Raw genomic sequence first — 24,035 nt, forward strand, 5'->3', positions numbered from 1 at the left:
AAACAGGAGTTGGAGCATATGGAAATGAAACTAAAGGAGCTTAGAGAACACCGCCAATATCCGGAAAAAACGAAACAGGACGCTACGAGGGCGGTCTACGAGCGGGATTATTCCCGCCTGATCCATTCCCCGACGTTTCGGCGCCTGCAGGGAAAATCGCAGGTATTCGGAGCAGGCACCGGGGACTATTACCGCACGCGGCTCACGCATTCGCTCGAGGTTGCCCAAATTGCCCGAGAAGCGGCGCGGAGTCTGGGCCGAGCCTATCCGGAGGTGCTGCCGGAGTCGGCGGACAATGCCGGGCTTATTATCGATTCGGAGGTCGTGGAATGCGCAGCGATCGCGCATGATTTCGGCCATCCTCCCTTCGGCCACAAAGGGGAAGAGGTGCTTCAGGGGATTCTGGAACGGTTGATCGACCAAAAGACAAAGGAGGAACTGCTGAAGCGTCCCCATGTGCCGACGCCGGAGCAGGCGCTCCAGGTCAAGCAGGCGATGCGGCGCAAATATGAGCATTTTGAAGGGAACGCCCACAACTTCCGGTTGATGATGTTTCTGGAGAAGAGGGAGGATGTCAACGGGCTGAACCTGTCGGATGCGGTCCTGCTGGGCATCAACAAATACCCGTACTCCGGATTGGATAACCCGAAAGGCATGTACCGGCATGAATGGTCGTATATTTCGCATATTCGCAGCGAATGGGGAATTCCCGACGGCAAGAGAACGCTGGAGGCCCAACTGATGGACTTGTGCGACGATATCGCCTACTCCGCCCACGACCTGGAGGATGGCATCAAGGCCGGCAAAATCGAGGTCCACGAGCACTTTCTCCGCGATGGCCATCTGAACCGGCTGATCGTGGACAAAATCATGACGCTCGAAGATGAGTTCTGGAAAGGGTGGACACGGGATAGGATCGGGCCTAAAGTGGAGCAGGTACTGGATTCCTTTCTGCGCATCTGGAACGAAAAAATGCCGGTATGCGAAAACGATTATTCCCGCACCCGGCGGGAGGTCAAGGCTTACTGGGTCAGTCTGTTCGTGGGCAGCCTCGGCGTCATCAAGGAGGGAGGCTGGAAAAAGGTTACCTTCGTCAAAGAGGGCCAAGAGGACGAGGACATGCTGCGGACGGTAAGCGTGCTGAAAAGCTTCGCCTGGGTAACCATGATCCGCGACCTGCGCGTCCAGCGCTTGCAAAAACGGAGCGAGTGGATCATCAAACGGCTGTGGGACGCGTTTTTGGATCCGGTTGCCTCGAAAGCGATCATCCCGTCCGACTGGCTGAACCGTTACGAGGCCGATCAGAAGCGGCCGGACCCGATTTGGACCTGGGAGCACATGGTCATCGATTATATCGCCGGGATGACCGATGCCTTCGCCGAGAAGATTTATAACGAATTGTACGGGTTGAAGGTTGGCTCGATTTATGATTTGGATTAGGCGGTTATGGCCTGAATGAAGTTACCATGACTTAGCAGCTATGATTTCGTTCTAGCCGTGAAAAGGGGATGTTCTATGTGGAAAGGAAAGAAATGATGACATGCCAGAAGATGTAATCAACGCAGCGCACCCGCTGGATGCAGTTGCCTGCAAGTTTATCTACACGTTTGCCAGCCACGAATCCGAGCGGGAGCTGTGCCGGCTGGAATTGACGGAACTCCTGAAGCAGGTTCCGCAGGCAGGCAGCGATTGGGTCTGCAGCGACCGCTTAGTGGATCCCGATCGCAGCCCGTTTGTCTCTGCCAGGATGGACGTGTTATGGACAGGAAGGACGGCAGAGGAAATCGCCTGTTACGCGGCCGGAATTTCGCTTGGAGAATCCACGTTCAAAGTCGTCTGCTTAAAGGCCGGGGAACCGTTAAGCTATGAGGAGCAGCGGAGCCTGGAACGGCTTGTGGGCGGCAGCATCCGCGGAAAAGCCGAAATGAAATCCCCCGATGTCAAGTTCGGGCTGATGCTGGCGGATGGCGCGTGGACGTTTGGCAGGCTTGAAGAGCCGGAGCGCGCGTGGCTTGCCCATAAGCGGAAGCCGCAAAACTATTCGACGGGACTTAGCTCAAGGGTAGCGCGGGCGCTGGTCAATATATCGGCCCCGGAAACGGCCGGGACGCAGATAGATCCGTGCTGCGGCATGGGAAATGTTCTGATCGAGGCGCTGTCCATGGGGATGGACATACGAGGATGCGATATCAATCCGCTGGCCGTCAGGGGCGCAAGAGCGAACCTGAGGCATTACGGGCATTCCGACAAGATTGTCAGTCTGGGGGACATGAATGACCTGTCCGGGCATTTCGACGCGGCGGTGCTGGACCTCCCTTATAACGTTTGCTCCGTGTTTCCGCCGGAAGAGAAGCGGCGGATGTTGTCCAGCCTGAGAAGGATGGCTGACCGGGCGGTGATCGTCAGCACGGAGCCGCTTTGGGAGTTTCTGCCGGCAGCGGGTTGGAACGTGATTGACATGGTGACCACCCGCAAGGGCAGCTTCGTCCGCGACATATGGCTGTGTCAATAGCATATGGCATGAAAAAAAGCCTGCGGTGCTTAAAGCTCCGCAGGCTTTTAACGTGCTGCCGCTCAGAGTATTGCGATCCCATCAATAGGAACGCTCATAATCAATCACGTTGCGGGGGAGGGATTTCCCTTCGCGGTAAGCCTTCAGGTTATCCAAGAAAATGTCCAGCACGCGTTCGGTATAATGAACCGTGTCGCCGGCCGTATGCGGCGTTAGGATGACGTTATCCAAGCCCCACAGCGGATGGTCTTCCGGCAGCGGCTCTTTCTCAAACACATCCAGTCCGGCTCCGGCAAGCTTGCCGGATTTCAATGCGGCAACCAATGCGTTCGTATCCACGGTGGGTCCGCGCCCCACATTGACGAAAAAGGCATTGTCCTTCATGGCCGCAAAGCGTCCGGCATTAAACAATCCTTTCGTCTCCGCGGTGAGCGGCAGGATGTTGATCACGAAATCGCCCTCGGCCAAAGCTTGATCAAGCTCGTCCGTGGCGTACATTCGATCGATATGAGGGTCGGGCCTTCCCGATCTTCGGACCCCTACGGTGGTCATCCCGAAGACCTTCGCCACCTTGGCCGCCGCGCTGCCGATTTGGCCCACGCCCGCAATGACCGCCGTTTTGCCGGACAATTCGGAAAAGGTGCCGGATTTATCCCAACTGCCTTTCGATTGGTTACGGACCGCATGGTGGAGATTTCGCGTATATGCCAGCATCATGGCAAAAATATGCTCCGATATCGGGATGCTGTGCACCCCGCTCGCGTTGGTCAGCCGTATGCCGCGTTCGCGGAGCTTCCCGAGCGGCATACGGTCGACTCCGGCGGACCATACCTGAATCCAGCGGACCCGGCTGTCCTCTTGAAGGGCTTCGTCGGCCGCTGCACCGGTCCATCCGAGGAGAATGTCGGCTTGGGCGACCGTGCCTGGAGGGAGCTCCTTGTATTTTCCCATGATGAAATCATAATCCGGGGCGGCATCCTTGATTCTATGGATCTGTTCCTCGGAAAGTTCGTGCAGGGCAACGATATTTGGCATGGCAGGAATCCTCCTCCGATAGTTTTGAAAAAAGTACCAAACATTATGGCTATCATATCAAATCTTGGTCGAATCCGCATTCGGCAGAGCTTCTCAAAAGCAAGCGAAAGCCGCGGCAGATCAGGTTTATTCGATTTTTCAGGCGGCAGGAAACAACCGTTTGACCCGAACGAAAAATAGAGGCCTCCACTGATCGATTTCAGACAGCAAAAAGAGAATTGGAAATTTATTGCATTCACTTTTTCTGATTTTATGGTATCATGTTAAACTTAGTGCGAGTTTTGTGCAAACTGAAGGTATGAAATCCAATCGAAAAAGGAAGAAGGTTATGCTGGTGAATGCAACCGAAACGGAACCGGTTATGCGTTTATTTACTGCCGTACCTCTGTCCGAAGAGGCAAGGGGCGCGATCTCCAGCTGGACAGACGGGCTGAAGAAGCAGATGTCCTTCCGAAAATGGGTACACCCTCAGGATTATCATATTACGCTTCAGTTTCTCGGGGATACGGAGGCCGGGCGAGTGGAATCCGTCATTGCTGCGCTTCGTCGTGCCGCAGCCGGCCAATCGGCCTTGGAGTTAACGCTGCACGGAGCCGGCGTGTTCGGACAGCCGTCCGCACCGCGAATCTTATGGACGGGCATTGACGGCGAGCTGGAAAAACTTCACGGTTTGTATAAGCGCATAACGGCTGCTATGTCGCCTTTGGGCTTCCCCCCGGAGGACAGGCCCTACAGGCCGCACATAACAGCCGCAAGAAAATTTACCGAAGGTCACATTTCAGACGGCTTGCTCCGCAAAGGACCGGAATCCGTCAGCTGGAAAGCGGACTCGATCGTGCTTTACCGGACGAATATGCATGCAAGCCCTATGTACGAAATTCAGGAACAAATCAAGCTTGGAAATTGAGAATTATCGCTCTTAAAGATGGACCATGTTTTCATCTCCTGAATTTCTGGTTACATAAAATAGGAATGTGCCGACGTATAGGAGGAAGAATATGGGTATCGCAATTTTACGGCAAAATCGCTGGGTGGCTCTGCTTGTCGGGGCCCTCTTTGTGAGCTTGTCTTTAATAAACCTGCTCGGAATGCAGACAAATGCCAATGAAGGGAAAAAACCTCTTCCTGCGGCAGAGACGGCGGCGGAGTCCGCTCCCGGAGCGGGTACGAATGTAACGGGAAAAGTAACGTTTGATAACAAGGATAGGGGATTTCCGGTTTTATTTTCTTCAAATCAATTCCATAAATGGAAACCCATAGAGCAAGAGGCGAGTTTGTCCTTTCCGGTGCCCGGCATAAAAGGGAGCGACTTTACGGCCGGCGCAAAATCGGAACTTCCGAGGGCAAGCCCAAATCTGCGGCGAAATCCGGTGCTGCAGACAAGGCAAGGCCCAAGAAGCCTAAAAAACCTAAGGGGACAACTGTATTAAAGCCACGGGCCAAGAGCCTACAACCCCCCACAACATTATTCTTCACGAGAACAAAGCTGCTGACTCAGGATCAAAAAGCGCAGGCGACCTGGGAATACGCTTTGTCGGCTGAAGAGCTGCTTCTGCTCCAGAAAATCGTCATGGCAGAAGCGGAAGGCGAACCGTACGAAGGCAAGGTGGCAGTTGCCAATGTTGTCTTAAACCGGCTGCGGTCAGCCAATTTTCCCGATACGATCAAAGATGTCATTTATCAAAAACACCAGTTTAGTCCGGTAGCCAACGGGCGTATTCGTCGCGTTCAACCAAGCAAAGAAACGATCAGGGCTGTAAATGCGGCGCTTCATGGACATAAAGCCGTCAAAGACGACACGTACTTTTTTCTGTCGTTAACGCTGGCTCAGGATCTTACCGTGCACCATTCCAGGACGTTTGCCAAAAAGATCGGCAACCATTCTTTTTACAAGTAACCCCTGTTTTGGGTAAACTATAAACAGGAGGTGTGTATCGATCTATGAAAATAACGTATTACGGCCATTCATGTTTGCTGGTGGAGGATAACGGGGCATCCGTCATCATTGATCCTTTTTTGTCCGGAAATGCGAGCTCCGGAATTGCTCCCGAGGATATCCAAGTCGATGCGGTCATCCTGACCCATGCCCATGACGATCATTTTGGGGACACCATTTCGATTGCGAAGCGGAACGACTGTCCGGTCATCGCCGTTTTTGAGCTGGCCAACTACTGCGCAAGCCAGGGCGTGAAGTCCGAAGCCGTAAACATTGGCGGCAGCCGCGAATTTAACGGATTTAAGGTGAAGTATACGCAGGCTTTTCATTCATCTTCCATCTCTGCGGGGGATACCTGGATCTATGCCGGACAGCCGGCCGGGGTACTGCTTACGATGGGCGGGAAAACCCTCTATCATGCAGGCGATACCAGTCTCTTCGGGGACATGCGGCTGATTGGGGAAATGAATTCGATTGATTGCGCGGCGCTGCCGATCGGCGATTCTTTCACGATGGGGCCTGACGACGCTTTGCTTGCCGCCCAGTGGATCCGGACAAAGAAGATCATTCCGGTCCACTACGATACCTTTCCGGTGATTAAACAAGATCCAAGAGCCTTTTGCGAACGTCTGAGCCAGACCGGGGTAGAGGGATATCCGCTCAAGCCGGGGGAAAGCGTCGAATTGTGAAACGAAAACGGTAAACTATATTAATAGAAGCAATTGTTTCCAAAAGAGAAAAGGGGCAGCCTGCAGATCCTTAGGCTGGCCCCTTTTTTGCAACATTACATACGGCGTTTAACTTAAGTTTATTCCGAATGACCGTCCGGAAGATTGAACCCGTCCTGTTCGATATAATACTCCGTGGCCTGCAGCCAGGCTTCCTCTTCAGGACTGTAAGCGAGAGGGGCTTCTCCTGCAAGGCCTTCAGCTCTTCCTCGGGCAAATCGGCCGGATCCTTGAAACTGGAGATGTCGCTTGTTGCGGTGATCATAAAGCCTGACGCAACTGTAGGTTCAAGAGCCTTTTTCAAAGAAAGAAAAAGCATTAACAAAGCGAGCCGCTTCAGAATGTTTTCTGAAACGGCTCGTGTTTCCCCTGTTATCTGTGAGATGCTCCACGATGTTTTTATGAAATGGATAAGTTCTAGTCGGCCAACAGCTGAACGGCCTCCGGATACGCGCCATCCTCGTGGTGGGACAGCATGCCCAGCACCTGAATCGCGCAGTTGTCCGGCTCCAGGTACGGAGACCTTTTAAGCAAGATCTCCCGCTTATATGAGGCAACGGTTTCGTAATTATCCGACAAAAGGTCAAGCCATTTATCAAGTATCGCCGGAGAGTCCAAGATTTCGCCAAAACCTTCGCTTACGAAAAAGTGGCAATTCTCCTCTTCCTGCCCGGGGATCGGCTCGTAGAACAGCATCGGAATGCCTTTGGCGGCCCCTTCCGTGCATGTCATGCCGCCCGGCTTGGTGATGAGCAGGTCGGAGGCGCCCATCAACTTATGAATGTCCTGGCGATAACCCAAAACATGAATGTTGGAATGGCGGAACATGGGATTTTCCTTCATGCTCGATACGAGTTTGTCATTTTGCCCCATGCAGAATACCAACTGAATGTTATTGGCTCTCGCGGCAAGCTTGCCGAGCAGGTCCTTGTCGAATACCAGTCCCCATCCCCCGCCCATAATAAGCACGGTCGGCATATCGCTTAGGTTTAATTCGGCGCGGAGCTGTTCCTTGCTCTCCTGATCCCAAAACTTCGGATGCACCGGAATACCGGTTACGTGTATATATTCCGGAGAGATGTCCCGACGGATCAAGAGTTTTTTGACCTGAGGGGTAGAAACGAGATATTCGTCAACCTCGGGGTTGACCCACGTGCCATGCGCGTCATAATCGGTAATCAGCGTATACAGGGGCACATTCAGACCCTGCCGTTTCAGACGGGACACGACCGCGTTGGGAAAAGGGTGGGTGCATATGATCACGTCGGGCTTCAACTGGTTGATAACCTGCGAGGCCTGCGCGTAGAAGATCCGATGCAGCGCCAGACGCGTAAGCTTATTTAATGATTTTTTATATTGTGAACGGTACAACATGCCTACAAGACGTGGGCGGACGCTGACCGTTTTGCGGTACGCCGACAGGATTAGCGGACCCACGGTGGGATTCAAAAAATTACCGAGCTCAATGACGCGGCACTGGATATGGGGGTTCTTCTTTTTGAGCCCCTCGGCCAAAGCGTACGCCGCTTGGGTATGACCGGTGCCGAATCCCTCCGAAAACAGGAGCACTCTAGTTTTTCGCATGATTTCACCTACTTCTTTCTCCCTCTATCTTACAGAACAGGAACGATTATTTGAAGAGCGGCGCGAAAAAAAGCATGTACAGATATAATATACGCGCGAACACGGGAAGCATTTCAAATATATTTGGCGTTGTTTTCATCAAAGAGCACGAAGGCCGATCCCTTATCTCTATTTTATTAGACGTTCCGGCAGAAAAGTAACCCTGCAAAAAAAATAGTTATATTTTTAATGAAAACATATTGCAAATTACATGAAACTCTGATAAAGTAGGTTTTGACCAAATGACCGAAAATGTTTTTTAGTCAGTATAACGGAATGACATGAGCTTGAAATGACGAAGGAGGGGGTAGGCATGCCAGCGATTGACCGTCGGAAGCAGGTGCTGGAAGCTGCCGCAAAATCGTTTGCGTTGTTCGGCTATAAAGCAACGACGATGGATCAGGTGGCGAAGATTGCAAATGTGGGGAAGGGTACCATTTACACGTTCTTCACCAATAAAGAAGAGTTGTTTGACGAAATTTTGCATGCGGTCATTTTGGAAATGAAAAGGATCGTCGAGAATACGCTTCGGGACGATAGAAGTTTTTTCGATAATCTGTACAGCGTACTGGATGCACTTCTGGAATTCCGCGATGAACATTCATTGTTTATCAAGCTTTCCCAGGAGTATCGGGAATTTGGAACGCCGAAGGCAAATTATGGCCTGACCAAGGTGGAGAACGTGATCGTCGGATACATACAGGGCGTGGTGGAAAACGCAATCCGCAACGGAGAGATCAAGCCTTGTGATCCGCAGGTGGTTTCATTTGTCATGTTAAAGCTTTACACCGTACTGACGGCGGACTTCAACAACCTGCGCGAGCCGCTTCAAAAAGAACAGATCAAAGAATACATGCTGCTGTTCTTGGAGGAAGGCCTCAAGTCGCCGGCTGCACGGATGCAATCGGAGTAAGGCGCAATTCGGGCATGGAAACAAGGGAATGAAGGAGACGAAGCTGAGTTCGGGAACGGATCCCCAAACGCAGAATTAGGCTGGCTTGTCTTCTTGGGTAATAACAGCCGGCCAAGCGATGGTTTTTTCAGGTCTGCGGATGGCCGGCTGAGGCAATGTCGTTTTTTTTTGAAGTTGAGTGACCAAATGAGCAAAACGGTCAATGGGTTTTTGGACAGTGGAAAACGTAAAAGCAGTAAAAGAGCATACACAAAGAGCCCTGTCGGGTCGCTATGGAATGTTGGCATTAATGCTGCTGTATTCTAGATAAAAAGGAGAGAGAGTGGATGAAGTCATTATCTGTATTTTTTAAAGACTTTGCGTCGGCCGTACGGAATCCGAAGCTTCTGATCCCGCTGATTGCGGTGCTGTTCATCCCGGTTATGTACAGCGGCATGTTCCTGGGGGCCTTTTGGGACCCGTACGGAAAGATGAATGAGCTTCCCGTTGCCGTGGTCAACAACGACCAGGGGGCGAAGTTTGAAGGAAAAACGCTGGAAGCGGGTAAGGATCTTGTTACGGAACTGAAAAAGGGCAGCGATTTTAATTGGCAGTTCGTAGACCGCGAGGAAGCGGAAGAGGGAATGCGCAACAACAAGTATTATATGACGATCACGATTCCCGATAACTTCTCCAAGCAGGCAACCACGGTGTTGGATGACCAGCCGAAGCCTGCACAGCTCGTATTCGAACCGAATGAGGGCTACAACTTCCTGGCCGCCCAAATCGGCGGAACGGCGGTAAAGGAAATACAATCCAAGGTATCGGCCAAAGTGACCGAGGCTTACACCGAAACGTTGTTTGACCAGGTTGAGAAAATTTCCGGCGGTCTTCAAGATGCCGGATCCGGAGCAACCCAAATTTCCGAAGGCGCTCAAAAGCTGGATGAAGGCGCCTTGAAACTGAAGCAGAACCTTTCCAAGCTGGTTAGCGGTACGGAAGAGCTCCGTTCGGGCATTGCGCCTTTGACAAAAGGCGTGAATGACTTGAACAACGGCGCCGGTGCGCTGAACCAAGGCGCAGGCAAGCTGTCGTCGGGACTTGCGCAGCTGCAGGCAGGACATAAGCAGCTCCAGAACGGGGCGGAACAGGCCCGTCAAGGGGGAGCGAAGCTGCAGGCGGGGCTCGAATCCGCAGCTTCCGGAAGCCAGGAATTGTCGAAGGGGCTTGAGGCGAACCGTAACGGCGTTGCGGCACTTCATGCCGGAGCAGAGCAAGCGGCGGAAGGAGCCGGCCGATTGGAAGCCGGACTGAAGCAGTCGCTTGAAGGAACGGCGTCGCTTGAACAGGGATCCAAAGCGGTGGCTGAAGGTCTTAAACATCTGACCGAGGCCAACCCTCAGCTGGCAGCCGTGCCGGAAGTTCAAAAGCTGCTGGCGGCAAGCCAAGCGGTGGCTGCAGGTACCAGCGAGCTGAATGCGGGTCAGAAGCAGCTCGCGGCGGGTGCTTCCCAACTGAAGCAGGGCACTGCCGAGCTCAGCGCGGGCGCAGGCAAACTTAGCGCGGGTTCCGAGCAGCTCGCCCAAGGCGGCAAACAGCTGACCTCAGGCAGCCAGCAGTTGCTTGCCGGAGCGAAGCAGCTGAACGCAGGCCAAGGCAAGCTTGCTGATGGCATGAAGCTGTTCGGCACGAAGCTCGGCGAAGCCGCTTCAGGCAGCCAAGAGCTTGCGAGCGGGGCCAAGGCCTTAAACAAAGGTACGCAGCAGCTTGCAAGCGGTGCGGGCAAACTCGGCAGCGGCGTAAGCACGCTGGCTGACGGGTCGAAGAAACTGGACGAAGGTGCCGGAGAACTGGTCAACGGCATGGATACGTTGAAGGAAGGCTCCGGCGAGCTGGCAGGCAAGCTGAATGAAGCTGCCGACAAGACCAGCGGCGTCAAAGCTACCGATGATAATTACAGCATGTTTGCGGAACCGATCAAAGTAGATGAGCATAAAGTGAATGAAGTGCCGAACTACGGTACGGGATTTTCTCCTTACTTCCTGTCCCTCGGATTGTTTGTCGGCGCGCTGATCACCTCGATCGTCATGCCGGTCTACGACACATCCGTACCGGATGCAAGCCGATTCAGCCGCTTTTTCAGCCGCACGCTGTCGTTTGCCGGAGTGGGCATCCTGCAGGCTCTGCTGGCTGTAGTGCTTATGCTTTACGGATTGAAGCTTGACGTTCAAAACGTTCCGATGTTCTATCTGTTTGCGATCATCACAAGTTTGTCTTACATGTTCCTGATCCAAGCCTTGGTAACCTGGCTGGATCTGCCTGGACGCTTTATCGCGATCGTCATCCTGATTCTTCAGCTGACGACAAGCGCCGGCACCTTCCCGCTGGAACTTATTCCGGACTGGATGAAGGTATTGAATCCGCTGCTGCCGATGACGTACAGCGTGTCCGGATTCAAAGCGGTCGTATCGACGGGGGACATGACCCAGATGTGGAGCAATGCTTGGGTGCTGATATCCTTCGGTGTCGCATTCATGGTCATCACCTGCATCTATTTCATGGCCAACCTGTACAAGAAAAAAATCAAAACCGAAGAGGCGGCTCCTGCCGTATAAGAAACCAAAGACATTCCGATTCGTTCGGAATGTCTTTTTTGTTCTTTTTTTTGCATTAAAATACATAAGAAACACAATGGATCAAGTGATTGATCTCACAAAAACAATTCTTATCGTATTTATAAAAACTTTGAATTGCACCGATATTATCGGGATGCTAAAATGATTACACCAATCTAACTCGACGTGTAACGGCTTGAAGCCGCTCTTATTATTCTTGCACAAAATTGCATTAATTTGGATTCCGGACAGACAGGATAAGGCAGACGGCCTGCTCTTAATCGGTTCTTATTTCGCCGAATTTACTCTGTGACAAAGAAAGGTTGCATATTATGAAACATACCGATTTCCCCCGGAAACAGGGACTCTACGATCCGCAGTTTGAGAAAGACGCCTGCGGTATGGGGTTTGTCGCTCATATTAAAGGAAAACCTTCGCATGATATCGTCAGCCAGTCCCTGACCATGCTGGGCAATATGGAACACCGCGGAGGGCAGGGCAGCGAGCCCAACTCCGGGGACGGAGCCGGGATCATGATCCAGATTCCCCATGCTTTCTTTGCGGCTGAGGCCGAGCGTCTCGGTTTTATGCTGCCTGAGCCGGGACGTTACGGAGCCGGCATGCTGTTCCTTTCCCATGATCCCGAGATCCGTGCCGTCCACGAGCGGACGCTCGCTTCCATCATTGCCGAGGAAGGACAGATTCTGCTCGGCTTCCGCGACGTGCCGACGAATGACGAAATGTTGGGCAAAACTGCCAAAGCCGCCAAGCCTTTTGTCCGTCAAGTGTTTATTGGACGCGGTGATGATATTCAGGACGACCTTGGTTTTGAACGGAAATTATATGTGATCCGCAGACGGGCCGAGCTCGCGATCCGCTACAGCGGGGAGCCGGAAGGCGAAACTTTCTATGTATCGAGCCTCTCCTTCCGCAAAATCGTGTACAAGGGCATGCTGACCACCGTGCAGGTCGGACAGTTTTACCCGGATCTGCAGAATCCGTGCCTGATGTCCGCCATCGCGCTTGTGCATTCCCGTTTCAGCACGAACACCTTCCCAAGCTGGGAACGCGCGCATCCCTACCGTTTCATGATCCATAACGGAGAGATCAACACGCTGCGCGGCAACGTCAACTGGATGCATGCGCGCCAGTCGCTTTTTGAGAACGAACTGTTCGGGGCGGACCTGGAGAAGGTGAAGCCCGTCATCAATCCGGACGGTTCGGATACGGGAATGTTCGATAACACGTTTGAATTTTTGTATTTGAGCGGACGTTCCCTGCCGCATGTGGCCATGATGATGGTGCCTGAGCCGTGGAACAACCATGAAAGCATGGACGAAACGAAAAAGGCGTTTTACGAATACCACAGCACGCTGATGGAGCCTTGGGACGGACCTGCGGCGATGGCGTTTACGGATGGCGTGCAAATTGCCGCTACGCTTGACCGGAACGGTCTTCGTCCGTCTCGGTACTATGTGACGAAGGACGACCTGATTATCCTGTCCTCCGAAGCGGGCGTACTTGATATTCCTGCGGAAAACGTACTCTATAAAGACCGCCTCCGTCCAGGACGCATGCTGCTTGTGGACACGAAGGAAGGCCGGATCATCTCCGACGAGGAGGTGAAGGCGGGGATTGCCGCCGAGCTGCCGTACCGCGACTGGCTGGATGAACATCTCGTGAATCTGGAGGATCTTCCGGAAGCCCCTGAATTGCCGAATCCGAAGCATGAAAATGTGCGCCAGCTGCAGCAGTCTTTCGGGTACACGTTCGAGGAGCTGCGCAAGGTGATCGAGCCGATGGCCCTGACGGGTGCCGAAGCCATCGCTTCCATGGGCTACGATGCTCCCCTCGCGGTTTTGTCCGACCGTCCGCAGCGTCTGTTCAACTACTTTAAGCAGATGTTCGCCCAGGTAACGAATCCGCCGATCGATGCCATCCGGGAAGAGCTTATCACCTCGACGGCAACGACGATCGGACCGGAGCGGAATCTGTTGAAGCCCGAGCCGGAGAGCTGCCGCCATATTCGGTTGGATACGCCAGTGCTGTCCAATGAAGACTTTGCCAAAATACGCCATGTGCACCGCCCGGGCTTTAAATCGATGACGATTCCGATTTTCTTTACGGCGGCGGACGGCGCGGAGGGCTGCGCCAGGCGCTGACGGGGCTATGCGAAGCCGCCGACCGCGTCATCGCCAAAGGACACAATATCCTGATTTTGTCCGACCGGGGCGTGGACCGGGAGAATGCGGCGATTCCGTCGCTGCTCGCGGTATCGACCCTTCATCACCATTTGATCCGTCAGGGCACCCGGACGAAGGTCAGCATTTTGCTGGAGTCGGGCGAGCCTCGCGAAGTGCATCATTTCGCGCTTCTTCTCGGTTACGGAGCCAGCGCGGTCAACCCTTACCTAGCGTTCGAAACGCTGGACGACATGATCCGGGAAGGCATGCTGCGCGGCATATCCCATGAGAAGGCCGTTAAAAACTTCATCAAAGCGGCAAGCAAGGGCGTCGTGAAGGTACTGTCCAAAATGGGCATATCCACGATCCAATCGTACCGCGGCGCGCAGATCTTTGAAGCCGTCGGACTGAAAACGGAATTCGTGGATCAGTACTTTACGTGGACGCCATCCCGCATCGGCGGGATCGGGCTGGAGGAGGTTGCAGCCGAGGCGCTGGCTCACCACGAGCGCGCGTTTACGGAGAAGGACGGGAATGATAAAGTGCTGGATTCCCCGGGCGAATACCAGTGGAGAAACGGTGGGGAAGAGCACCTGTTCAACCCGAGAACGATCCATTTGCTGCAGCAGGCCGTCCGCACGAACGATTACAAGCTGTATAAACAGTATGCGGAGCTGGTTCAGGGCGAGAGCGAAAAGCATTTGACCCTGCGTGCGCTGCTGAAGATCAAACCTGCAGGTGAGCCCGTGCCGCTGGATGAGGTGGAGCCGATCGAGTCCATCCTGCGCCGTTTCAAGACGGGGGCCATGTCGTTCGGCTCGATCAGCAAGGAAGCGCACGAGAGTCTGGCGATCGGCATGAACCGGATCGGCGGCAAGAGCAATACGGGCGAAGGCGGGGAGGATCCGGCGCGGTATATTCCGGATGCGAACGGCGATTCCCGCCGTAGCGCCATCAAGCAGGTGGCATCCGGCCGGTTCGGCGTCACGTCGAACTACCTGGTGAACGCCGATGAGATTCAAATCAAGATGGCGCAAGGGGCGAAGCCGGGCGAAGGCGGACAGCTTCCGGGACGCAAGGTGTATCCTTGGGTTGCCGAAGTCCGGGGTTCCACGCCGGGCGTCGGACTGATCTCGCCGCCTCCTCATCACGATATCTATTCGATTGAGGATTTGGCGGAGCTGATTTATGACCTGAAAAACGCCAATCCTCGCGCCGACATTAACGTCAAGCTCGTCTCCGAGGTCGGCGTAGGCACGATTGCGGCAGGCGTGGCCAAGGGCCGTGCCGACATCATTCTCGTGAGCGGCTACGACGGCGGAACCGGCGCCTCGCCGCAGGGCTCGATCCGCCATGCGGGCATGCCGTGGGAGCTGGGCCTTGCCGAGACGCACCAGACGCTCATGCTGAACCGTCTGCGCGACCGCGTGGTGCTTGAAACCGACGGGAAGATGCTGAACGGCCGCGACCTGATCGTTGCCGCTCTGCTCGGCGCCGAGGAATACGGCTTCTCGACGGCTCCGCTCGTCGCGATCGGCTGCATCATGATGCGGGTATGCCAGATGGATACCTGCCCGGTCGGGGTCGCTACCCAAAATCCGGAGCTTCGCAAAAACTTTACGGGAGACCCTGCCCATGTGGTGAATTTCATGCGGTTCATCGCCGAGGACATGCGCGAGCAAATGGCAAAGCTCGGTTTCCGGACCGTTGAGGAAATGGTAGGCCGCACCGATTGCCTGGATACGGTAACGGCGGATGGCCACTGGAAGAAAAAAGGGATTGATATCTCGGCTCTGCTGTATTCCCCCGAACTGCCCGAGGGCAGCACAAGATACCGTTCCAAGCGCCAGAACCACGGCTTGGAGGAAACGCTGGACAAACGCCATCTGCTTGAAGCGGTGGCGCCGGCACTGGAATCCGGCATTTCCGTTCAAGGCCGCTTCCCGATCACGAATGTGGACCGTGCGGTCGGAACGATCGTGGGCAGCGAGTTGACCCGCAAATACGGCGCATCCGGCCTGCCTGAGGACAGCATTCAGTTCACCTTCGAAGGCTCAGCCGGGCAAAGCTTCGGCGCGTTTGTGCCGAAGGGGATGACGCTGGCCGTGGAAGGCGACTGCAACGACTATGTCGGCAAAGGATTGTCCGGCGGCAAGATTATCGTGAAGCCTTCGCCAAAAGCGACCTTTGTCGCCGAGGAGAACATTATCGCCGGCAACACGGCCTTTTACGGGGCTACCAGCGGGGAAGCGTACGTAAGGGGCATCGCGGGCGAACGATTTGCCGTGCGGAACTCCGGTGCGAATATCGTCGTTGAAGGCGTAGGCGACCATGGCTGCGAGTATATGACCGGAGGGCGCGTTGTCGTTCTCGGGGGGACCGGACGGAACTTTGCGGCCGGAATGTCGGGCGGCATCGCCTATGTATACGATCCGGAGGGTACGCTCATCAACCGCTGCAACCTGGAAATGGTGCTGCTGGAACGGGTGGAGGATCCGGGTGAAGCCGCCGAGGTATTCGGCATGATTCAGCGCCACTCGATTTATACGGACAGCAGCTTGGCCCAAAATATACTGGCGAATTGGGAACAATCGCTTCAGCGGTTCGTCCGCGTCATTCCGAAGGATTACAAACGGATGATGCAGCAGATTGCCAAGGTCCAAGAGCAGGGACTGACCGGGGAAGCCGCGCTGCTGGCCGCGTTTGAAGCCAACATGCGCGAACTGGCCCGGACCGGAGGCAACTAGTAAAAAAATGAATTAGATTTGTTTATGCCTCATAGGCATAAATTCAAACCGTGTCGCGTTCTATATAGAATGAGGCACGGTTTTTCTTTAGATATCGCAAGAAAAACAACAGTTAAAAGCGGTCCGTCATCTTTGAGAATACGTCGATAAACGTTTTTCTTTAGATTTCAGAAAGTAAAACTTCAGAGAAAGACGCTTCCTGATATCGCAAGAAAAACAACAGATAAAAGCGGTCTGTCATCTTTGAGAATACGTCGATAAACGTTTTTCTTATTCAAAATAAAAGAAGGCTACAATTGTATGTTTATGTCAGGCTTATAGTTTCCGCTAGAAGCGCATCCATTCCCGAAGAGAAGGAGGAGGACTTTTTCAGCCTGCGATCTGTGTATCTAGGCAAAACCAGCCCTGCATTCGACAAAAATAGAAGCAGATCCATAGGACAATGGTTCCATGAGACGACAGCATCAAAAGCCCCGGTCAGCTATAATATTGAAAAGTAAGTAAGGCTTTTTATGATTAAAGAATAAGTTTTCAGCAGAGCTGGACCATTCTTTAATCGCAGGAAAATCATCTTAAAAGCGGTCTGTCTTCGTTGATGCACATCGATAGAATTTTTCGTACAACAAGGGAACTACCAGGGATGGAGAGCTAAAGTAGAAGATAAGCGAGGTTTTCAAAGAATGAAGATGGAGAAAGAGACCGGATCACGGCTGGATGAGCCGCAGCTTGCCCTCGAAAAGAAAGACCTGGACATCTGCAGGCTCATGATCCAAATGGGAATCCATCCCGATAAATGGCTGGAGTTTATCAAAGAGAAGGAATGTTAGTTAGGGGTTCGTTCAACCATGAAACAGAAAAAATCTCCGTTGCTGTTTTATGCAGTGCAGCCGGGGATTTTTTTGAAGATTAAAGAATGAATAAGATATCCGTCATTTCATCATTCTCTCCATGCGCACGAACGCAATGAAACGTTTTGCCTCATCTTCCGTGAGTTTTCGCCCGTCTATCATTAGATTAAAGCGTTCCAGCAGATCTTCGTCCGACAGCTCCAAGCTGTCTGCAAATTCACGGGCATCGGAATCCATATTCATTTTTTCATGCTTCGTTCGGCCGATGAGATAGTCGATGGATACGTTGAAACGGTCGGCAAGACGGGTTAAGGTTTCAAAATCCGGTTTGCGCCGGTTCTTTTCATAATGCGATAAGGCTGCGCGAGTAATACCGACGGAAGTAGCCAGTTCTTCTTGGGTCCAGCCCCGCTGTTCACGCAATTCTGCTATCCGGTTTCCGTAGTTCATTCATGGTCCTCCTCCGATTGCTTAACAGGCTCTATAGAGGTATTTATATGGCAGATGCCAATCCGAATGGATTACATATTGACATCGATACATTTCGTATCGTAAAATCAAAGGTGTTGAGGATACACATTGTATCTATTAGTTCGTTTTTAGTATCATTCTATCCGTCACTAGGAAATCCATACCAGGAAAATTTAACGATAAGAAGGAGTTCAATGATATTCAGATGTTAAGAAAAAAGTCTTTCGGCAAAGATCGGCACATGCTAAGCGTCCGGATCCGCCTCACGGCCATCGGGCCCGTGTTGATTCAGGGCAGAAGGCATCATGTGGATCCGATTGAACTCAGTCCCCATAGGCTTGTTTTTCTATGCTCATGGGACATTCCTGAAAGCTCCCGGGTGAAGCTGAGCTACGAACTGGACGATTCCTGCGACCGCATAACGGTGGCAGGCCGTTTACTATCGAAACAGGCGTGGGGAAGCCGGATACTCTACACGGTTCTGCTACGGGGAACGGACCGGGATCAGCTGCGGATTACGGGGATGCTGAACCGCATGCTCCATGTCCCTGACCGGGCGTTTGCTATGTACCAAACCCGGACTGGAACCGAATATGCTGAAGCAAGAGCACCAAGGCCGCCAATCGTTCAATAAGCTTAGGTTAAAAACATTTTACTATATTTACGTTGCCCGGTCATTAGTTCTTTTACCTTAAATGCTGGCGCCTCCGCAGTTGGGATGGCGCCGGACTATTTTAAGAGATAAGAAAGAATAAACTACAGAGGTCTGCCATCCTTATCTCGCAAGAAAACTTTCGCTAAACGCGGTCTGTCTTATGAAAAAGTACGTCGATAGGCGTTTTTCTATTAGGCACATTGCTGCGCTAGGGAATATGTCTGCATATTGTGATACAAAATGTATCATTTATCGTTGGTTTTATGGCAGATCTCAGACTTTGGTCGTCACGAATTGTATCATGTATTCCATAATGAATGCTGTGACAAGCCATGAAGCGGGATGAATAAGGAGGAGAAGAATGTTATGTCAAAGATCAGGAAGGCTATTATTCCCGCGGCAGGGTTAGGAACCCGTTTCCTCCCGGCAACGAAAGCGATGCCTAAAGAAATGCTGCCCATCGTAGATAAGCCAACGATTCAATATATCGTGGAAGAGGCGGTCGCCTCCGGGATCGAGGATATTATTATCGTTACCGGGAAGGAAAAAAGAGCGATTGAGGATCATTTCGATCATGCCTTTAAACTAGAACTCAACCTCCAACAGCGCAACAAAATGGATCTTCTTTATGAAGTACAGCGGCCCTCTCAGATGGCGGACATTCATTATATCCGGCAGAAAGAGCCCAAGGGCCTCGGTCATGCCGTTTGGTGCGCCCGCAAGTTCATCGGGGAGGAGCCGTTCGCCGTTTTGCTCGGAGACGACATTATCCGGTCGGATAAACCCTGTATACGCCAGCTTATGGACCAATATGGCTTGACCCGGAGTTCCGTCATCGGGGTTAAAGACATTCCGGCTGAAGAAGTCAGCCGTTACGGCATTGTGGATCCTTATTCGAACGTCCCTGACAACGGCTTGATAAGGGTGCGCGGCCTAGTCGAGAAACCTCCCGTGGAGAAGGCGCCTTCTATGCTCGCTATTATGGGCAGATACATACTTACGCCCGCCATATTCGACTATCTTGAAACTGCGATGGCCGGAATCGGCGGAGAAATCCAACTGACGGATGCAATCCAGCGATTGACGGAGACGGAAAAGGTCTATGCCTGCCTATTTGATGGAACGCGATATGATGTCGGGGAAAAGCTTGGTTACATCATGACTTCCGTTGAGTTTGCATTAACGAAAGAGGAAATGCGCATACCGCTCTTATACAGTCTGGAACAGCTGATACAAGAGAACAAGCGGTTAATGCAGTAAGGAGAGCGGTTATGGCAGTGAAGTTGATGGAAACCGTCCCAATGGCCGACAGAGAGCCGGGAGAAGTCTCGGCTTCCCCGTTTGTTTTTCCGACCCTGGATAGAAAACATCCCCGGGGAAAAAGACTACTGGACCTGAGCGTGTCCATATGCCTATTGATTCTGTTTATTCCGCTGTTTACTGTGATCTACGTGCTGATTAAATGGGAGAATCCGCACGGCGCGGTGTTTTTTTCCCAGCTGCGGGTTGGGGAGCGGGGTAGGGTATTCAAAATGTATAAGTTTCGGTCGATGGTGCCCCATGCCGAGTCGTTAAAGGAAGACATCCTGCATCTTAACGAGGTTTCGGGTGCCATGTTTAAAATGAAAAACGACCCCAGAGTAACGAAAATCGGCCGTTTTTTAAGAAAATGCAGCTTGGATGAGCTGCCCCAGCTCTGGAATGTGATGAAAGGGGACATGAGCCTGGTCGGTCCCCGGCCTCCGCTGCCCGAAGAGGTTGCGCAATATTCGCTTTATGATCTGCAGCGTCTGTCCGTTACCCCGGGGTGCACGGGATTGTGGCAGGTCAGCGGCCGCAATAATGTCGGTTTTCGGGATATGGTGGAGCTGGATCTCCAGTATATCCGGAAGCAGTCCCTGCTTCTCGATATATGTATTTTGTTTAAGACGGTAAAGGTGATGATGGGAAGCAAGGATGCCTTTTGAGGACGCTGCAGAAGGAGAAATCGGATGAAAATCAAAAAGAAAATCGCACTGTGGTTGCTTGCATTCTGCTTAACCGCGGCCGGTTTATATGTCTTTTATATGTATCAGTCCGTCAAGACGGTGGCCGAACAGATCTATGAAGCAAGGAAGCCGCTGCCCTCAGGGCCGGTACGTGTCAGCGCGGAGCCGGAGGCCAAGAGGACGAAAATCATCAGCGAAGAGCGCCAGGATCCCTTTACCGTGCTGGTTCTGGGCGTGGATGAGCGCCAGAATGACCGGGGACGTTCGGATGTGATGATCTTTTTGGCGGTGAATCCGGCTAAAAAATCGATTTTGATGTTCAATATTCCCCGGGATACCAGAACGAATATTGTGGGCCACGGCACGGTGGATAAAATCAACCATGCATACGCTTCGGCGGAGTGGATATGTCCATACGTTCGGTCGAGGAATTTTTGCAAATCCCGGTGGACCATTACATCAAAGTGAACATGGAGGGATTCTCCCGAATTATCAATTCTTTGGGCGGGGTTAAGGTTCAGAACGGGCTGGCTTTTGATTACGAGGGCCATCATTTTCCGAAAGGAGAGCTGCATTTAACCGGCGAGGAGGCGCTTGCCTATTCCCGCATGCGGTATGAAGACCCCAGGGGGGATTTGGGCCGGAATGAACGGCAGCGGGCCATTTTGAAGGAGCTTATCGACAACGCCCTGAATATATCGACGGTCTTTAAGCTTCAGTCCATTTTGGATGAGGTGGGCAGCAGCGTTAAAACGGATATTACGTTTGACGAAATGAAGATATTCATGTCGGAATACCGGACCAAGCTCGAAGGAATCGAGCAGGAAGAAATCAGAGGTTATGGAAGGAAAATAAACGGCGTATGGTATTACATGGTGGGGGAAGACGAGAAGGAGCAAATCCGTAACCGTTTGAGCACCTATATGAATTAACGCATTTAACCCCCTTGCCGGATGGAAGGGGGTTAATGCCGTTGATTGCGCTTTCTTAATTCACCGTGAGCCTTATCCTTGGATATCGGGTTCATGGCGATTACGTGTGGTTTCTCCCGATGATGTAATCGACGGATACTTGAAACAGATCCGCGAGGCGTGTCAGGGTTATTAAATTGGGTTTTCTGCGGTCCGATTCGTAATGTGACAATGAAGCCCGGCTGATCCCGATTGCTGCCGCCAATTCTTCCTGGGTTAGACCCTTTTCCTCCCTTAGTTTGGCAATGCGATGACCATACAACGCTTTTTCCACCTCTCCAAGAATTTAGAAACAGCCACACATTTTATCGCTTGACATGATACAAAATGTATCGTAAATTAACGATATCGTCAATACAAAATGTATCGAAAAAAATTAAAATCAGCTGTTCGGTCTTGCTGGATCGTTATTGTATCAAGTGTTTTTAGGATTCGGCAGGCTGTGATCACATCCATAGGAGATTGATTATGATTGATACGCATTGTCACATTCTTCCCGGTACGGATGACGGGCCCAAAACCGAAGAAGGCGCTTTGAAGCTGGCTCTGTCGGCCGTTGAGGAAGGGATTGAAACGGTGATAGCGACGCCGCATCATCGGGCTGGAAGGTACCGAAACAAGTCCGCCCATATCCTCCGCCGGGTGAAGTCGTTCAACCATGTCCTTAAAAGAAAGGGAATTCCTCTAACGGTCCTTCCGGGACAGGAATACCGGTTGACGGAGTTTTACCGCAAGGAGCATAAGCGGGGGGTTCTTCAAACCTTGGCCGGTTCCCGGTACGTTCTGATTGAACTTCCCTCCCGGGGGATTCCGGATTTTTTGCCGGAAATGCTGAATTACATGGAAAGCCAGCGGTTAAGGGTCGTGATTGCCCATCCCGAGCGGAACGCTTCCGTTATGAGCCAGCCCCGGCATGTGACCGCATGGCTGCAGAAGGGAGCGCTGCTTCAAGTAACAACTCCATCCCTGGCAGGTTTTTTCGGAGCTAAAGTGCAAGAAACGGCTTTGCGATTATGCCGGGAAGCTGGGCTCATCTTCTCGGTACCGATGCCCATGATCCGTTTCGCCGGAAATTTTTCCTGAACGAGGGCTGCAGCGTCATCAAACATCATTGCGGAACGGCTTACCTTGATGAATTACGGAAAAACGCAGAGGACCTGATCGGCGGAAGGGATATCGCTGCACGGCATTCGTCCATGCTGACCAAAACAAGTGCAGAAGGAAACTAGAACGAACTCTGGGGGGGAACCGATGGAATTCATGGCATGGATGTCAATCATCCGAAAACGGTTATGGTCGATAGCGTTAGGAGTGCTGCTCTGTTCGCTTGGTGCATGGTACTACAGCCAATATGTGATGACTCCCGTCTATGAGGCGTCCGCAACATTGATCGTCAATAAATCCAACCAGGATAACGATGGAGGGCCTTCTCTAGACATTAACCAAATCAACTCCAATATCATGCTGATCAACTCCTATAAAGTCATATTAAGCTCCGCCTCCATCATGGATAAAGTGGTAAGCGGCAGCCCCGAATTAAACGTAACCTCGGAGGAGCTCAGGGACCGCATCGAAGTGGTAACGACCCAAAATTCGCAAATCATAGTCCTGAAAATGCGGGACGCCTCCTATGAACAGGCCAGGCGCATAGTCAATGCCATTTCAAAGGTATTCCAGCAGGAAATCCCGGAGATTATGAAGGTCGACAATATTACGATCCTGGATGTCGCCCAGCCTCAAACGGATGCCGAACCGGTAAGTCCAAAAACGGCCCTCAATATCATACTGGCAGCGGTGGTTTCCTTGATGATCGGCATCGGCCTGGTTCTGGCTCTGGAATATTTTGACGATACGGTCAAAACGGAAAAGGACATCGAAAAATATCTTGATCTGGCCCTTCTGGGGACAGTCGGAAAAATGAAAAAGAAAGATTTGCGGCTTCGTTCCAAGGCTCCGACCAAAAAACAGGCAGGTGAATCCTATGCTCCGCTCAGCCAATAAACCCAAGCTGATCATGCAGACCAACCGGAGATCCCGCATTTCGGAAGGCTACCGGAATATCCGGACCAATATCCAATTTTCGGAATGGAACGGAAGGCGCCATGTTCTGGCCGTTACATCGACCCAGGCCGGCGAAGGCAAAACGACGACCATCAGCAACCTGGCGGTCGCTTACGCCCATGAAGGAAAGCGCGTGCTGCTGATCGATGCCGACCTGAGGAACCCGTCGCTGCAGGATATTTTCCAGAGTTCCAATAAAACGGGACTGTCGAACCTTTTGGCGAACCAATGCTCGCACGCCGAGGTGGTTCGAAAGACGGAGATCGACCACCTGTCCCTGATTACGGCGGGGCCGATTCCTCCAAACCCGACGGAGCTTCTTTCTTCCGGAAAGCTTCGAGAGTATCTCGAAATATGGAAGGGAAGCTACGATATTATCCTGATCGATACGTCACCGGTCATGGCGGTGGCTGACGGACTCATTGTTTCGTCGATGAGCGACGGCGTCATACTCGTGATCCAATCCGGGAAAGTAAAGCGCGAACATATTTTGAAATCAAAAGAAAGACTGGGTCACGTACAGGCGCAAATTATAGGCGTTGTGCTCAACAACAAAAAAATAAATAAAGCGGAAGCCCGGCACTACAACTACTACGGTTTACGGAGCTGATTAACGGGCAAAAGAGAGCGTTTTGAGGTCATGTCTACTGAACCTATATCACGGTAGGCACTCGGCCATGCTGTGGGTGCGAAAGCACCTTAGACGTTTATCGTCGGGAGTGTGGCGTGAGGCGGGGTTGAATGCCCTTTTTCTACTTGTTTTGCGGCGA

Annotated in this window: 17 protein-coding genes and 4 pseudogenes; 17 read left to right on the forward strand and 4 right to left on the reverse strand. The window is 52.3% G+C overall.

Annotated features, from left to right (window positions below):
- Nucleotides 1-24 precede the first annotated feature (24 nt).
- Together XI25_RS28665 and XI25_RS28670 are read left to right on the forward strand one after the other, a co-directional pair.
- Nucleotides 25-1,440, forward strand: coding sequence for a deoxyguanosinetriphosphate triphosphohydrolase family protein (locus tag XI25_RS28665; RefSeq protein ID WP_046681460.1), 1,416 nt, complete (start codon nt 25-27; stop codon nt 1,438-1,440).
- Between the two features lie 100 nt (nt 1,441-1,540).
- Nucleotides 1,541-2,512, forward strand: a complete 972-nt coding sequence (locus XI25_RS28670) for a TRM11 family SAM-dependent methyltransferase (protein ID WP_046681248.1) — start codon at nt 1,541-1,543, stop codon at nt 2,510-2,512.
- 81 nt (nt 2,513-2,593) lie between these two features.
- On the opposite strand, the gene XI25_RS28675 is transcribed toward XI25_RS28670, so the two are convergent.
- The gene (locus XI25_RS28675) at nt 2,594-3,547 is read right to left on the reverse strand and encodes a D-2-hydroxyacid dehydrogenase (protein WP_046681249.1); all 954 of its coding nucleotides are present in this window, start codon (nt 3,545-3,547) and stop codon (nt 2,594-2,596) included.
- A gap of 328 nt (nt 3,548-3,875) precedes the next feature.
- Here XI25_RS28675 and thpR point away from each other — a divergent pair, with 328 nt between their 5' ends.
- The 4 genes and pseudogenes from thpR to XI25_RS28690 all read left to right on the forward strand — a co-directional run bounded on the left by thpR (nt 3,876) and on the right by XI25_RS28690 (nt 6,172).
- Nucleotides 3,876-4,454, forward strand: a complete 579-nt coding sequence (gene thpR, locus XI25_RS28680) for an RNA 2',3'-cyclic phosphodiesterase (protein WP_046681250.1) — start codon at nt 3,876-3,878, stop codon at nt 4,452-4,454.
- A gap of 91 nt (nt 4,455-4,545) precedes the next feature.
- Entirely contained in the window at nt 4,546-4,977 is a 432-nt protein-coding gene (locus XI25_RS35565) for a hypothetical protein (protein ID WP_235440487.1), read from the forward strand.
- 17 nt (nt 4,978-4,994) lie between these two features.
- Nucleotides 4,995-5,444 (forward strand): annotated as a pseudogene (locus XI25_RS35570) (cell wall hydrolase); the annotation flags it as partial.
- Between the two features lie 44 nt (nt 5,445-5,488).
- The gene (locus XI25_RS28690) at nt 5,489-6,172 is read left to right on the forward strand and encodes a metal-dependent hydrolase (RefSeq protein ID WP_046681251.1); all 684 of its coding nucleotides are present in this window, start codon (nt 5,489-5,491) and stop codon (nt 6,170-6,172) included.
- A 456-nt stretch (nt 6,173-6,628) separates the two neighbouring features.
- On the opposite strand, the gene XI25_RS28700 is transcribed toward XI25_RS28690, so the two are convergent.
- A complete protein-coding gene (locus tag XI25_RS28700; protein ID WP_046681253.1) occupies nt 6,629-7,795 on the reverse strand; it encodes a UDP-N-acetylglucosamine--LPS N-acetylglucosamine transferase in 1,167 nt (388 codons plus the stop codon).
- A 352-nt stretch (nt 7,796-8,147) separates the two neighbouring features.
- Here XI25_RS28700 and XI25_RS28705 point away from each other — a divergent pair, with 352 nt between their 5' ends.
- The 4 genes and pseudogenes from XI25_RS28705 (at nt 8,148) to XI25_RS33850 (ending at nt 17,098) form a co-directional block, all read left to right on the forward strand.
- Nucleotides 8,148-8,747 carry a TetR/AcrR family transcriptional regulator gene (locus tag XI25_RS28705; protein WP_046681254.1) on the forward strand — a complete coding sequence of 200 codons (600 nt, stop codon included), beginning with the start codon at nt 8,148-8,150 and terminating at the stop codon, nt 8,745-8,747.
- Between the two features lie 326 nt (nt 8,748-9,073).
- On the forward strand, nt 9,074-11,341 hold the full coding sequence (locus XI25_RS28710; protein WP_046681255.1) for a YhgE/Pip family protein: 2,268 nt from the start codon (nt 9,074-9,076) through the stop codon (nt 11,339-11,341).
- A 332-nt stretch (nt 11,342-11,673) separates the two neighbouring features.
- Nucleotides 11,674-16,271 (forward strand): annotated as a pseudogene (gene gltB, locus XI25_RS28715) (glutamate synthase large subunit).
- 680 nt (nt 16,272-16,951) lie between these two features.
- On the forward strand, nt 16,952-17,098 hold the full coding sequence (locus XI25_RS33850; protein WP_200901495.1) for a hypothetical protein: 147 nt from the start codon (nt 16,952-16,954) through the stop codon (nt 17,096-17,098).
- Between the two features lie 102 nt (nt 17,099-17,200).
- Here the strand turns inward: XI25_RS33850 and XI25_RS28720 are convergent, their stop codons facing one another.
- Complete coding sequence (locus XI25_RS28720) at nt 17,201-17,569, reverse strand: helix-turn-helix domain-containing protein (RefSeq protein ID WP_046681256.1); 369 nt, start codon at nt 17,567-17,569, stop codon at nt 17,201-17,203.
- Between the two features lie 226 nt (nt 17,570-17,795).
- Between XI25_RS28720 and XI25_RS28725 the strand changes: the two genes are divergently transcribed.
- The 4 genes and pseudogenes from XI25_RS28725 to XI25_RS28740 all read left to right on the forward strand — a co-directional run bounded on the left by XI25_RS28725 (nt 17,796) and on the right by XI25_RS28740 (nt 21,165).
- Complete coding sequence (locus XI25_RS28725; protein ID WP_046681257.1) at nt 17,796-18,224, forward strand: hypothetical protein; 429 nt, start codon at nt 17,796-17,798, stop codon at nt 18,222-18,224.
- Nucleotides 18,225-18,611: 387 nt separating this feature from the next.
- The gene (galU, locus tag XI25_RS28730; RefSeq protein WP_046681258.1) at nt 18,612-19,505 is read left to right on the forward strand and encodes a UTP--glucose-1-phosphate uridylyltransferase GalU; all 894 of its coding nucleotides are present in this window, start codon (nt 18,612-18,614) and stop codon (nt 19,503-19,505) included.
- An 11-nt stretch (nt 19,506-19,516) separates the two neighbouring features.
- Complete coding sequence (locus tag XI25_RS28735; protein ID WP_046681259.1) at nt 19,517-20,212, forward strand: sugar transferase; 696 nt, start codon at nt 19,517-19,519, stop codon at nt 20,210-20,212.
- 336 nt (nt 20,213-20,548) lie between these two features.
- Nucleotides 20,549-21,165: pseudogene (locus XI25_RS28740) on the forward strand (LCP family glycopolymer transferase).
- Nucleotides 21,166-21,277: 112 nt separating this feature from the next.
- On the opposite strand, the pseudogene XI25_RS28745 reads toward XI25_RS28740, so the two are convergent.
- Nucleotides 21,278-21,466 (reverse strand): annotated as a pseudogene (locus XI25_RS28745) (helix-turn-helix domain-containing protein); the annotation flags it as partial.
- A gap of 206 nt (nt 21,467-21,672) precedes the next feature.
- Here XI25_RS28745 and XI25_RS28750 point away from each other — a divergent pair.
- The 3 genes from XI25_RS28750 to XI25_RS28760 all read left to right on the forward strand — a co-directional run bounded on the left by XI25_RS28750 (nt 21,673) and on the right by XI25_RS28760 (nt 23,875).
- The gene (locus XI25_RS28750) at nt 21,673-22,287 is read left to right on the forward strand and encodes a tyrosine-protein phosphatase (RefSeq protein WP_052759788.1); all 615 of its coding nucleotides are present in this window, start codon (nt 21,673-21,675) and stop codon (nt 22,285-22,287) included.
- Between the two features lie 168 nt (nt 22,288-22,455).
- Nucleotides 22,456-23,205, forward strand: coding sequence for a YveK family protein (locus XI25_RS28755; protein ID WP_046681261.1), 750 nt, complete (start codon nt 22,456-22,458; stop codon nt 23,203-23,205).
- A complete protein-coding gene (locus XI25_RS28760) occupies nt 23,186-23,875 on the forward strand; it encodes a CpsD/CapB family tyrosine-protein kinase (RefSeq protein WP_046681262.1) in 690 nt (229 codons plus the stop codon). Before XI25_RS28755 ends, XI25_RS28760 begins: the two co-directional genes overlap by 20 nt.
- The last annotated feature ends 160 nt before the right edge of the window (nt 23,876-24,035 follow it).

The organism is Paenibacillus sp. DMB20, from assembly GCF_000987955.1.
Lineage (GTDB): Bacteria > Bacillota > Bacilli > Paenibacillales > Paenibacillaceae > Paenibacillus_AQ.

Coding starts and splice junctions, on each gene's coding strand:
- XI25_RS28755 (WP_046681261.1), top strand. CDS start 22,456: ATGGAATTCATGGCATGGATGTCAATCATCCGAAAACGGTTATGGTCG.
- galU (WP_046681258.1), top strand. CDS start 18,612: ATGTCAAAGATCAGGAAGGCTATTATTCCCGCGGCAGGGTTAGGAACC.
- XI25_RS28710 (WP_046681255.1), top strand. CDS start 9,074: ATGAAGTCATTATCTGTATTTTTTAAAGACTTTGCGTCGGCCGTACGG.
- XI25_RS28720 (WP_046681256.1), bottom strand. CDS start 17,569: ATGAACTACGGAAACCGGATAGCAGAATTGCGTGAACAGCGGGGCTGG.
- XI25_RS28665 (WP_046681460.1), top strand. CDS start 25: ATGAAACTAAAGGAGCTTAGAGAACACCGCCAATATCCGGAAAAAACG.
- thpR (WP_046681250.1), top strand. CDS start 3,876: ATGCTGGTGAATGCAACCGAAACGGAACCGGTTATGCGTTTATTTACT.
- XI25_RS28735 (WP_046681259.1), top strand. CDS start 19,517: ATGGCAGTGAAGTTGATGGAAACCGTCCCAATGGCCGACAGAGAGCCG.
- XI25_RS33850 (WP_200901495.1), top strand. CDS start 16,952: ATGAAGATGGAGAAAGAGACCGGATCACGGCTGGATGAGCCGCAGCTT.
- XI25_RS28690 (WP_046681251.1), top strand. CDS start 5,489: ATGAAAATAACGTATTACGGCCATTCATGTTTGCTGGTGGAGGATAAC.
- XI25_RS28760 (WP_046681262.1), top strand. CDS start 23,186: ATGCTCCGCTCAGCCAATAAACCCAAGCTGATCATGCAGACCAACCGG.
- XI25_RS28675 (WP_046681249.1), bottom strand. CDS start 3,547: ATGCCAAATATCGTTGCCCTGCACGAACTTTCCGAGGAACAGATCCAT.
- XI25_RS28750 (WP_052759788.1), top strand. CDS start 21,673: ATGATTGATACGCATTGTCACATTCTTCCCGGTACGGATGACGGGCCC.
- XI25_RS28670 (WP_046681248.1), top strand. CDS start 1,541: ATGCCAGAAGATGTAATCAACGCAGCGCACCCGCTGGATGCAGTTGCC.
- XI25_RS28705 (WP_046681254.1), top strand. CDS start 8,148: ATGCCAGCGATTGACCGTCGGAAGCAGGTGCTGGAAGCTGCCGCAAAA.
- XI25_RS35565 (WP_235440487.1), top strand. CDS start 4,546: ATGGGTATCGCAATTTTACGGCAAAATCGCTGGGTGGCTCTGCTTGTC.
- XI25_RS28700 (WP_046681253.1), bottom strand. CDS start 7,795: ATGCGAAAAACTAGAGTGCTCCTGTTTTCGGAGGGATTCGGCACCGGT.
- XI25_RS28725 (WP_046681257.1), top strand. CDS start 17,796: ATGTTAAGAAAAAAGTCTTTCGGCAAAGATCGGCACATGCTAAGCGTC.